This is a genomic window from Alkalibacillus haloalkaliphilus (assembly GCF_007991275.1).
In the GTDB taxonomy this organism is placed as follows: Bacteria; Bacillota; Bacilli; order Bacillales; family Alkalibacillaceae; genus Alkalibacillus; species Alkalibacillus haloalkaliphilus.
The window spans coordinates 1-5,204 of record NZ_BJYA01000021.1; the positions used below are offsets into that span (position 1 = coordinate 1).

4 protein-coding genes and 1 other annotated feature are annotated in these 5,204 nt (G+C 37.2%); of the genes, 2 read left to right on the forward strand and 2 right to left on the reverse strand.

Annotated elements, in window-relative coordinates:
• Window positions 1–335: 335 nt before the first annotated feature.
• Window positions 336–647, reverse strand: a complete 312-nt coding sequence (locus AHA02nite_RS13655; protein WP_146818245.1) for a rhodanese-like domain-containing protein — start codon at window positions 645–647, stop codon at window positions 336–338.
• A 54-nt stretch (window positions 648–701) separates the two neighbouring features.
• Window positions 702–3,116: a leucine--tRNA ligase gene (leuS, locus tag AHA02nite_RS13660; protein ID WP_146818247.1), complete on the reverse strand. Its 2,415-nt coding sequence runs from the start codon at window positions 3,114–3,116 to the stop codon at window positions 702–704.
• Between the two features lie 73 nt (window positions 3,117–3,189).
• Window positions 3,190–3,405 (reverse strand) — a binding site (T-box leader).
• A 164-nt stretch (window positions 3,406–3,569) separates the two neighbouring features.
• Between leuS and AHA02nite_RS13665 the strand changes: the two genes are divergently transcribed.
• Both AHA02nite_RS13665 and AHA02nite_RS13670 read left to right on the forward strand, forming a co-directional pair.
• Window positions 3,570–4,529 (forward strand): TIGR01212 family radical SAM protein, encoded by a 960-nt coding sequence (locus AHA02nite_RS13665; RefSeq protein WP_146818249.1) that lies wholly within the window; start codon window positions 3,570–3,572, stop codon window positions 4,527–4,529.
• A complete protein-coding gene (locus tag AHA02nite_RS13670) occupies window positions 4,526–5,089 on the forward strand; it encodes a tRNA (mnm(5)s(2)U34)-methyltransferase (protein WP_146818251.1) in 564 nt (187 codons plus the stop codon). Before AHA02nite_RS13665 ends, AHA02nite_RS13670 begins: the two co-directional genes overlap by 4 nt.
• Window positions 5,090–5,204 lie beyond the last annotated feature (115 nt).

Sequence of the window (5,204 nt, forward strand, 5' to 3'; positions counted from 1 at the left end):
TCGGCCGCTTCAAAAAGCGACTTAACAAATATAACAAGTTGAGATTTGTAAGTCAACAACTTTTTATATTTTATTTTGTGCCTTTTCAAAAGGCGACTTAATTAATTTAACATCTACCAAAATAAGTGTCAATGACTTTTTGGGTTCGATGTTTTATTAATCAACAACTCATCTCTATTGATTTGTTGTAATAAGAATTATAGCGTATCTCATCTAATAATGTCAATTATTCATAGATGGAAATTATTACCCTGTCGCTATTTAAGAATTTGTTATCTTTTTTGGCGACAGGGACAATTATAACCAGGTTGAAATTTAAAAGTCAATAATAAATCTTAAAAGACTTTTTCACCTGTCCATTCTAGCATGCCACCTTTTAAATTAACCGTTTTATATCCTCTTTCATTTAAGAACATGCAGGCATTATGACTTCTTCTACCTGAGCGACAGACCATTACATATTCATTGTCTTTCGGTAATTCATTTAATCGATCAGGTATAGTTTGTAATGCAATGTGTTTTGCTCCTGGAACCATACCAGTCGCAACCTCTTCATCTTCTCGAACATCTATTACAGTATATTTTGAACCATTCTCAATATCTTTCTCTAATTCTTCTGGTAAGATTTCTTTTACTTCCTCACTCATATTAACCCCTCCACTTCTTATAATTGTAGAAGGAGGGTCACCCCTCCAAATACATTAATTAGCTACTATATTTACTAGTTTTCCTGGAACTGCAATTACTTTACGTACCGTTTTACCCTCAATCCACTCTTGAATTATTTCATTATTTAGAGCGATTTCTTCTAATTCTTCTTGAGTTGCCTCTTTTGGCACGCTTTCTTTAGCTCTAACTTTACCCATTACTTGTAGCACGATTTCTACAGTATCTTCTACTAGTTTTGCTTCATCATAAGCTGGCCATTGCTCATAAGTTACAGTTCCTTCATAACCTAACTTAGACCATATTTCTTCTCCGATATGAGGCGCAATCGGTGCTATTAACTTAACAAAGCCTTCTGCGTACTCACGAGGTACTGAATCTGTTTTATAACATTCATTAATAAACACCATCATTTGTGAAATTGCTGTATTAAATCTTAATTCATCGTAGTATTCTGTTACCTTTTTGACCGTTTCATGATAAACCTTTTCTAAATCAGGGTTTTCATCTTTTGATACTATACTTGATAATTTCCCTTCATCATCAACGAATAAACGCCATACACGATCTAAGAAACGACGTGCTCCGTCTAAGCCATTTGTACTCCATGCAACTGAAGCTTCTAAAGGCCCCATAAACATTTCATATAATCTTAGCGTGTCAGCACCATGAGAGTTTACGATGTCATCTGGGTTTACAACGTTCCCTTTTGACTTACTCATCTTTTCGTTACCTTCACCTAAGATCATCCCTTGGTTAAATAACTTTTGGAAAGGCTCTTTTGTTGGTACAACACCTAGGTCATACAGCACTTTATGCCAGAAACGAGCGTATAGTAAATGGAGTACAGCGTGTTCAGCACCACCGATGTAAATATCAACGGGTAGCCATTTGTTTAATTTATCAGGGTCAGCAATCATTTCATCATTATGCGGATCGATATAACGTAAGTAATACCAGCAGCTTCCTGCCCACTGTGGCATTGTATTTGTTTCTATTTTACCTTTTTTACCTGATTCAGGATCTGTTACTTCAACCCACTCTGTAATATTCGCTAATGGAGATTCACCTGTTCCTGATGGTTTAATTTCAGTCGTTTTCGGAAGTTCTAGTGGTAGATCTTCTTCGTCAACAGCTGACATCGTACCATCTTCCCAATGAATAATAGGAATTGGTTCACCCCAATAACGTTGACGGCTAAATAACCAATCACGTAGACGGTATGTCGTTTGTCTCGTACCGCGACCGTTTTCTTCTAACCAATCAATCGCTTTTTGTATAGCTTCATCCGTTTTTAGTCCATTTAAAAAGTCTGAATTAATATGTTCACCATCCTCAGTGTATGCCGCTTCATCAATGTTGCCACCAGAGACGACTTCAACAATTGGTAGGTCAAACTTTTTAGCAAATTCATAGTCACGTTCATCGTGTGCTGGTACAGCCATAATGGCACCTGTACCATATGACATTAGAACATAGTCCGCAATCCATATTGGCATCTTTTCTCCACTTACTGGATTAACGGCATAAGCACCAGTGAAAACACCTGTTTTATCTTTTGCTAAATCCGTTCTTTCTAAATCGCTTTTCTTTTCAACTTCATCAATATACGTCTTAACACTGTCACGCTGTTCGTCAGTCGTAATTTGATTAACTAACGGATGCTCTGGAGATAAGACAGCGTATGTTGCACCGAAAATTGTGTCAGGACGAGTTGTGAAAGCTTTAAAATTAGAGTTTGTTCCATCAATATCAAAAGTAATTTCAGCACCTTCAGATTTACCAATCCAATTACGTTGCATATCTTTTAAGCTTTCAGGCCAGTCAAGTTCATCTAAATCTTCTAATAGGCGGTCAGCATATTCTGTAATTTTCAGCATCCATTGACGCATTGGTTTACGAATTACTGGATGACCTCCACGCTCACTGACACCGTCAATTACTTCTTCATTAGCTAAGACTGTTCCTAAAGCTGGGCACCAGTTAACTGGTACTTCATCGATGTAAGCTAAACCTTTTTCATATAACTTAACAAAGATCCATTGTGTCCATTTGTAATAGTTGGGATCTGTCGTATTAATCTCACGGTCCCAATCATAAGAAAAACCTAGAGACTTAATCTGACGTTTAAAAATTTCAATGTTTTGTTGAGTGAATACTGCTGGGTCATTACCTGTATCAATCGCGTATTGTTCTGCAGGTAAACCAAAAGCGTCCCACCCCATTGGATGTAGCACTTCAAATCCTTGCATACGTTTCATACGAGATAAAATATCTGTTGCCGTATATCCTTCAGGGTGACCAACGTGAAGGCCTGCACCAGATGGGTATGGAAACATATCAAGCGCATAAAACTTTGGCTTTTCTGAATCAGTGTTCGCTTCGAACGTTTTATTTTCTTCCCAATATTGTTGCCATTTGGCTTCGATCTGTCGATGGTTAAAAGCCACGATTAATTCCTCCTTTATTTCATTTCATTTTTTGTAAAACTTTGGTTAAACATAAAAAACTCCCGCCCCAAAAAGTTGGGACGAGAGTATTACCCGTGGTACCACCCAAATTAGCCAACACTTATGTACGTGGCTCACTCGAGTTCCTTAACGCGGAAAAACGATGTGTACTACTTGTTTCATACACATAACTAAAAGGCGAGTTCAGAAGTGACAAAAGTAACTTTCACCAACCGTTACCTCTCTGAGTTTGTCGAAGTTCTTACTACTCCTTTATAATTGCTTTTAAGCTATACAATTATAGTAGAATATTTGTATATAAAGTTTAATCAACCGAGTTATAAATGTCAAGCTTCATACTGTTTAAATATGTTAATAACAGCTTCAGTGTGACAAACCAACCTTCTCACGTGTTAAGATAGGTTCAGAATTAAAGTATTAAGGAGTTATATTATGCAAAATCCGTTTCCTTATTCGTTGGATCATAAACGATATCATTCATGGAATTATCATTTAAAGCAAACGTTTGGTCATAAAGTGTTTAAGGTGCCGTTAGATGGAGGGTTTGACTGTCCAAATCGTGACGGGACTGTAGCTCATGGAGGGTGTACTTTTTGTTCAGCTGCTGGTAGTGGTGACTTCGCCGGTGACCGTGCAGAGGATCTAGAAGTTCAATTCCATAAAGTAAAAGACAATATGCACGACAAATGGAAAAACGGCAAGTATATGGCATACTTTCAAGCTTACACCAATACTCACGCACCTGTTGATGAGTTAAGAGAGAAGTTTGAGAAAGTGTTGAAACAAGATGACGTCATTGGATTATCGATTGGAACAAGACCTGATTGCTTACCAGATGACGTCGTCGAATATTTAGCTGAATTAAATGAACGAACTTACTTATGGGTTGAACTTGGTTTACAAACAGCTCATGAAGAAACGAGTGAGCTGATCAATCGAGCTCACGATTTAGATTGTTATATCGAAGGGGTTAATAAGTTACGCAAACATAATATTCGCGTTTGCTCTCATATTATTAATGGTTTACCTGGCGAAGATTATGACATGATGCTAGAAACAGCAAAGATCGTATCTCAGCTAGACATTCAAGGCATCAAAATCCATCTACTTCACTTATTAAAAAACACGCCTATGATTAAACAATATGAAAAAGGATTAGTTAAGTTTTTATCACGAGATGAATATGTTCAACTCGTTGTCGATCAACTTGAAGTATTACCACCTGAAATGATCATTCATAGAATTACCGGTGATGGTCCAATAGAGTTAATGGTTGGCCCAATGTGGAGTATGGACAAGTTTAATGTGCTTAATGAAATCGATGCTGAATTCAAACGCCGCTTCAGTTGGCAAGGTAAACATTATCAACCATTGGAGATGACACATTCATGAAACAAATTATCCCATTTGCACACCAGCTATTCATTGATACTCTTCAACAAGGTGACGTAGTCGTTGATGCGACTTTAGGTAATGGACATGATAGTTTAATGCTTAGTCAATTAGTGGGTGAAAATGGCCATGTCTATTCATTCGACATTCAACAAGAAGCAATAGATCAGTCACAACAAATGTTTAATGATCATCATGTTAAACAAATCACCCCCATCTTACGCGGCCATGAACATGTCTATGAAGAGTTAAATAAAAGAAGTGTTAATGAGGTCGATGGTGCAATCTTTAATTTAGGCTTTTTACCAGGTAGCGATCAATCTATTACGACGAATGCCAACACGACAATTGAAGCAATTGAAGGCATTCTAAAGCTGTTGAAGCCAGAACGCTATATCGTAATTGTCATCTACCCTGGTCACGAAACAGGTGAGATTGAAAAAAACGAACTACTTGAATATTTAGCAACTAAACCGGCTAAAGAAGTTGATATCGCAAAATACCAAATGGTTAATCGAAGTCCCAAAGCACCTTTTGTTGTTGCTCTATATAAGAAGTGATGATTGTGCGCTGAAAAAATTTTTGATGAGCGCTGATAAAAATTCCTGAGCGCTGATAAAAATTCCTGAGCGCTGATAAAAATTCCTGAGCGCTGATAAAAATTCCTGAGCGCTG

Bases quoted from the DNA above. Each gene is read 5' to 3' on its own strand.
- AHA02nite_RS13655 (WP_146818245.1), bottom strand. From the start codon at position 647: ATGAGTGAGGAAGTAAAAGAAATCTTACCAGAAGAATTAGAGAAAGAT.
- AHA02nite_RS13665 (WP_146818249.1), top strand. From the start codon at position 3,570: ATGCAAAATCCGTTTCCTTATTCGTTGGATCATAAACGATATCATTCA.
- AHA02nite_RS13670 (WP_146818251.1), top strand. From the start codon at position 4,526: ATGAAACAAATTATCCCATTTGCACACCAGCTATTCATTGATACTCTT.